The organism is Phenylobacterium sp. (assembly GCF_030645195.1).
GTDB lineage: Bacteria > Pseudomonadota > Alphaproteobacteria > Caulobacterales > Caulobacteraceae > Phenylobacterium.
The window spans coordinates 1-5528 of the sequence record NZ_JAUSLW010000191.1 but is presented as its reverse complement, the minus strand read 5'-3'; the positions used below and the strand labels follow the sequence as shown (position 1 = coordinate 5528).

The 5528-nt window shown below is 70.6% G+C and carries 6 protein-coding genes; 2 read left to right on the top strand and 4 right to left on the bottom strand.

The features are described from left to right. Positions 1 to 527: 527 nt before the first annotated feature. Both Q7T09_RS16265 and Q7T09_RS16260 read left to right on the top strand, forming a co-directional pair. Positions 528 to 1196 carry a hypothetical protein gene (locus tag Q7T09_RS16265; RefSeq protein ID WP_304701105.1) on the top strand — a complete coding sequence of 223 codons (669 nt, stop codon included), beginning with the start codon at positions 528 to 530 and terminating at the stop codon, positions 1194 to 1196. A 58-nt stretch (positions 1197 to 1254) separates the two neighbouring features. Continuing rightward, positions 1255 to 2058: an enoyl-CoA hydratase/isomerase family protein gene (locus Q7T09_RS16260; RefSeq protein ID WP_304701103.1), complete on the top strand. Its 804-nt coding sequence runs from the start codon at positions 1255 to 1257 to the stop codon at positions 2056 to 2058. Positions 2059 to 2088: 30 nt separating this feature from the next. On the opposite strand, the gene Q7T09_RS16255 is transcribed toward Q7T09_RS16260, so the two are convergent. The 4 genes from Q7T09_RS16255 to Q7T09_RS16240 all read right to left on the bottom strand — a co-directional run bounded on the left by Q7T09_RS16255 (position 2089) and on the right by Q7T09_RS16240 (position 5233). After that, positions 2089 to 2946 carry a CPBP family intramembrane glutamic endopeptidase gene (locus Q7T09_RS16255; protein ID WP_304701102.1) on the bottom strand — a complete coding sequence of 286 codons (858 nt, stop codon included), beginning with the start codon at positions 2944 to 2946 and terminating at the stop codon, positions 2089 to 2091. Continuing rightward, on the bottom strand, positions 2943 to 3539 hold the full coding sequence (locus Q7T09_RS16250) for an HAAS domain-containing protein (RefSeq protein WP_304701100.1): 597 nt from the start codon (positions 3537 to 3539) through the stop codon (positions 2943 to 2945). The genes Q7T09_RS16255 and Q7T09_RS16250 overlap by 4 nt, the downstream gene beginning before the upstream one ends. Further along, the gene (locus Q7T09_RS16245) at positions 3536 to 3898 is read right to left on the bottom strand and encodes a PadR family transcriptional regulator (RefSeq protein WP_304701099.1); all 363 of its coding nucleotides are present in this window, start codon (positions 3896 to 3898) and stop codon (positions 3536 to 3538) included. Before Q7T09_RS16245 ends, Q7T09_RS16250 begins: the two co-directional genes overlap by 4 nt. Before the next feature lie 162 nt (positions 3899 to 4060). Beyond that, complete coding sequence (locus tag Q7T09_RS16240) at positions 4061 to 5233, bottom strand: aminotransferase (protein ID WP_304701098.1); 1173 nt, start codon at positions 5231 to 5233, stop codon at positions 4061 to 4063. Positions 5234 to 5528: the final 295 nt, after the last annotated feature.

The following is a 5528-nucleotide window of genomic DNA, read 5'->3' as shown; positions in this document are numbered from 1 at the left end:
CGGATGGACCGGATACTACGGAAAACCCGGCCCCGTCGTCATGCTCAACGGATGGCTCGACTTCCAGGCCGCAAAGCGAGGCGTCGCACTCTTAGCCCCCAACGCCGATGTGTGAATCCGGTAGCCCCTTCATGGGGAGGGAGGACGAAGCGAAGCTTCGGACGGGTGGGGGAGTCTGGCCGGTATTCCCCACCCCGATCGCTTCGCGATCTTCCCCTCCCCATAAAGGGGAGGGAGGCGAACCCCCATCCTTGCGCCGCCCTGCCGCGCGGGCGAGCCTCGCCCGGGCCGCCGCACCCCCAGGCTGAGAGCGCCGCGCGCCGCGCCCGGCGAAAGGCGTTGCGCTGGCCCCGGCTTCGGCGGCTACTGCGGCGCTTGACGGCGGGCCGGCGTCCGGCGCGCGTCACGACTCCCGGAGAAGGCCCGCCGCCATGACCCCAAGACACGCTCTCAGGGGTCGAATCCTCGCCCTGGCCGTCCTGGCCCTCGGTCTTCTGGCGTCCTCAGGCGCGATGGCCCAGGACCTCATGACCAAGTTCTCCGCGGGCGGCGGCGCCGTCGGGCAGCAAGCCGAGAGCCAGATCTTCGTGCAGAACATGGGGCCGGGGGTCTTCGGGCTTGGCGGTCAGAACGCGCCCACGGTGCAGTTCTCGCTGCAGCTGCCGACGGCCTTCACCGGGGTGGCGTTCACCGCCCCCGGCTGGGCCTGCAACATCCTCTCCACCTCCGCGGGGCCGAAGGTGGCCTGCATCCGCAAGGGCGTCCTGGCGAAGCTGCAGGAATATGACGCCATCTATGTCCGCTACGCCTCCCCCAACATCGGCCAGCATCAACTGTGCGCCAAGGTCACGGTGGCCCCGGGGATGGCGGGCGGCTTCGATCCCAACCCCGGCAACAACAACCCCTGCCAAATGGTCAGCTTCGTGGCTCCGCCGCCCCTGTGCCTGATGGGCGGCACGGGCCCCCGAGTGCGCGGCGGGACGCCCCTCATGGTGACGGGGACCGGAACCGACGTGCAACCGCTGGCCGCCGACGCCAAGGCTCAGGGCGATTGGACGTACCAGGTCCAGATGACCAGCAACTTCATCTACAGCGACTGGACCAAGGCCAAGCTCAAGTCGGGAAGCTGTGCGCCCTCGGGACCGCCGGCCAGTCCGACCTTCACCTGCACCCGCTCGGCCCAGCCCTGTCGATAGGGCGGTCGCCTTGCGCCGCCCTGCCGCGCGGGCGATCCTCGCCCCAGGGAGAACCGCCATGGATCCATTCACCCACGCCTGGGACCACCTGACCGTCCGCCGCGTCGGCGCGGTGGCGGAGGTGGCGCTGAACCGGCCCGCCGCCCGCAACGCGCTCAACACCGCCCTGATGGAGGAGCTGACCGCCTTCGCCCGCGCGGTGCGGCGCCGCTCCGACCTCACCGCCGTCATCCTCACGGGCGCGGAGACCTACTTCTCCGCCGGCGCCGACCTCGCCGCCCAGGGGGAACGCCGCAAGCCCACCCTGCTGGAGACCCGCGAGGCGGGGATGGCCGGCCCCGACATGTGCGAAGCCTGGGAGGCCATCGAGGCGGTGACCCTCGTGGCCATCGAGGGCTTCTGCATCGGCGGCGGCTGCGCGTTGGCCGTGGCCTGCGACTTCCGGATCATGGGCCAGGGCGCCTATCTGCGGCTGCCGGAGGTGCCCCTGGGCATAAACATGAGCTGGCGCAGCCTGCCGCGCATCACGGCCCTGGTGGGGCCGGCCCGGGCCAAGCGCTTCGTGATGTTCGGCGAGGCGACGGACGCTCAGGCCTGCCTGGACTGGGGTTTCTGCGACGAGGTGGCGCTGGCCGGCCAGGCCCTGGCCGCGGCCCGGACCTGGGCCGCGAAACTCGCCGCCCTGCCGCCCCTGCCGGTGCGCATGACCAAGGAGGCGGTCAACGCCGCGGTGGCCGGCGGCGCCCACGCGGCGACCTTCATGGACCGCGACCAGTACCTGCTCACCAGCCGCTCGGCCGACTTCCGCGAGGGCGTCACCGCCTTCTTCGAGAAACGCCCGGGCCGCTTCCAGGGGGATTGAGCGGGCGGCTCCACCTGCCGAGGCCGGGGGCTAAGGCGTCGCCCGCCGCCGCACCAGCGCCCAGAACACCAGCCCCACCAGCACCGTGAACCCCATCCGCAGCAGGTCCTCGTGGAGCTGCGACACGGTGAGGTGGAGGTTGCTCACCACCCCTTCCTCGATGGAATTGCCCGCCCCGTGGGCGACCGCCGCGGCCCAGAAGCTGCCGGACTTCAGCGTCAGCCAGCCGAGGAAGAAGGACACCGCCACCAGTTCGATGGGGAAGATCACCAGGGCGCCCAGCACCGGATGCTGCGGGAAATTGTAGCCCGCCAGCAGGGAGGGCAGGTGCCAGAAGGACCAGATCAGGCCCAGCAGGGCGATCCCCCGCACCGTCCCCAGCCGCGCGATCAGCTGGCCCTGCAGCAGGCCGCGCCAGCCCGCCTCCTCCCCCATGGCCACCAGGCCGTTCATCACCGCGAAGGCCGCGCCGGTGGCCGCCACATTGGCCAGGAACAGCGGCCAGGCCTGCGCCCCCTTGCCCAGCAGCCAGGGGCCGCCGGAGATGGTCACCCCCGTCTGGCCGAAGTCGAACCAGCGCGACCGGCCCCAGGCCGCGGCCTCCACCGCCGCCACCACGCCAAAGGCGATCAGGGTCGGAACCAGGACGGCGACCAGCATCAGGGGCGCCATCCGCCAGGACGGCTTCCAGGCGAACGCCTTGCGGGCGCTCTGGTCGAGCCGCACGAAGGCCAGGGTGACCAGGGCCGGGACGAACATCGTCGCCAGCAGCCAGGGCGCCGCGTCGGGCGACTCCAGGTCGCCCACCGTGGCGATGGCTCCCAGCTGCACGCCCCAGCTGAGCAGATAGATCAGGGCCACATAGGCCGCCAGCTTGCGTCGGCTCATCGCGCGGCCCCTTCCAGGGTGGTGGCGGGCCGGTCGCGGGCGATGCGGCGCAGGGCGCCCACCAGGATCAGCCGCACCGCCAGCCAGGCCAGGACCAGGCTCAGGGCCGCCAGGGGGAAGATCCAGAAGCCCAGCAGTTCGCGGGCGGTGGCCGGATCGTCGATGATCCCGATGAAGAAGCCGGCGCGCCCCGACCACAGGCCGGCATGGGTGGGGTCGAAGACCTTGTACGTCGCCGTCAGCACCACCACGAAGGCGCCGGCCGCCAGCAGGCAGGCCGCCGCCACCGCGGCCAAGGCCAGCAGGCTGTGGTGCGCCCGGCGCAGGATGGCGGCGGCCAGATCCCCGGAACGCTGCGAGCCCAGGGCGCCCGACAGCTCGAAGTCGTCCAGGAACCGGCGCGCATAGGCCTCCGGCGCGCCGAACCCCGCCAGGACGTCGGCCGGAGCCTGTCCAGACTGCGTGCGCTCACGGAGATGGTCGGCGATCTCGGCGACGATGTCCTCGCGCTCCGGGGTGGGGATGGCGGCCAGCGACCAGCTCAGCCGGCGCAGCCAGTGAGCGATCTCCGGGGACGGGCTTGCAGGGCTCATCGAAGGGTCCGTCGGTCAAGGAAGGGGTTGAGGGACGCGTTCAGCCGGCGCCATTCGGCGAGCTGGCTGGCCAGCTCGGCCCGGCCGAGATCTGTGAGGGCGTAGTACTTGCGCGGCCGGGCGCCGTCCTGCTCGATCCGCCACTCCGAGGCCATCAGCCCGGCCTTCTGCAGCCGGTGCAGCAGGGGGTAGATGGTGCCCTCCGCCAGATCGACCCCGGCGTCGGCGCGCAGCCGGTCCAGCAGTTCCAGGCCGTACTGTGGGCCCTCGTCCAGCAGGCTGAGCAGGGCCAGCTCCGCCACCCCCTTCAGGAGCTGGGCGCGGCGGCTGTCGGCTTCGGGTCTTTCATTGTCTGTCATCTTGCAATGCAAGATAACATTTTTGGCAATGTCGTCAATCCGAGGATCACATGTCGGCCCATGTCGGTCGGTCTGTCGGCCCGCAAACCCAGGCCCGGCAAGGGATGGCGGTCCGGCGCGCGAAAGGGCGTTTTCCTCCATCCGCGACGACCGACATGTGCGTCAGCCGGCCGCCTTCCGCGACAGCTCCCGCGCCTTGGCCAGCCGCTCGACGCCCCCGTCCAGGGTCGCGTCCCCCTTGGAGAAGCACAGCCGCAGGATGCTGGTCACCGGGTCGGTCTCGTAGAGCGCCGAGACCGGGATCGCCGCGACCCCGGCCTCCTTGACCGCCCGCAGCGCGAAGGCCCGGTCGGCCTCCACGATCCCCGAGGCCGTCAGGTCCACATTGAGGAAGTAGGTCCCCTGGCTCGGCAGGACGGCGAACCCCTCCCGGGTCAGGCCCGCCGCCAGCCGGTCCCGCGACCGCTGCAATCCGGCCGGCATGGCGGTGAACCAATCGCCCGGCTGCTCCAGGCCGAAGGCCACGGCGGCCTGCAGGTTGGGCGGGGTGGTGAAGGTCAGGAACTGGTGGGCCCGCGCCAGAGCCTGGGTCAGCTCCGGCGCCGCGCAGAGGAAGCCCACCTTCCATCCGGTCAGCCCGAACATCTTCCCCGCCGAGCCGATCTTCACCGTCCGCTCGCGCATTTTCGGCAGGCTCATCAAGGGGATATGCACCCGCCCGTCAAAGATCACCTGCTCCCAGACCTCGTCGCAGATGGCGATGACGTCGTGGGCGAGGCAGTACTCCGCCAGCAGCTCCAGGTCCTCCCGGGGCAGGACCAGGCCGGCCGGATTGATCGGGTTGTTGAGCACCACGAACCGGGTCTTGTCGGTGAAGGCGGCCTCCAGCATGGCCCGGTCGAACCGCCAGTGCGGCGGCTCCAGCCGCACCAGCCTGGGGGTCCCCCCGGCCCGTCGGATCAGCGGCAGATAGGCGTCATAGACCGGCTGGAAGACCACCACCTCGTCGCCGGGCTGAACGAGCGCCAGGAAGGTCGCGGCCAGGGCCTCGGTGGCGCCCGAGGTGATGGTGACCTCGCTCCTCCAGTCCAGGTCCAGGCCCTGGCTGCGGCCATAGTGGGCCGCCACCGCCTCCCGCAGCTGCGGCAGGCCGGCCATGGGCGGGTACTGATTGTAGCCGTTCAGCACCTCGTCGGCGGCCTTCCGGCGGATGGTCAGCGGGCCGGGATCGTCGGGGAATCCCTGTCCCAGATTGATCGCGCCCAGCTCGCGGGCGAGGCCTGACATCTCCTCGAACACGGTGGTCGGAAGGTTGGCGAAGACGGGATGGACCATGCGCGCTCCTGGGACGACCGTTGCCTAGCATAGCTTTGGCGGGGATATTGAGCCCATGGAGATCATCGCCTTCGAACCCCGGGCGGCGGGGTTCAGGGACCTGCCAGCGCGGCCGACCCCCTATGCGCGGGCCGACGTCTTCATGGAGCTGCCGCTCGTCTAGAGCATTCTGCGACCTGATTGAATCATTGGGGATTCCCAGGGACCGCGGATTCTGATTCAAGCTCTGTGCTGGTGACGGAGGCCGGCACCTATGAGCAAGGCGCTGTCAGTTGATCTTCGTGAGCGTGTGATC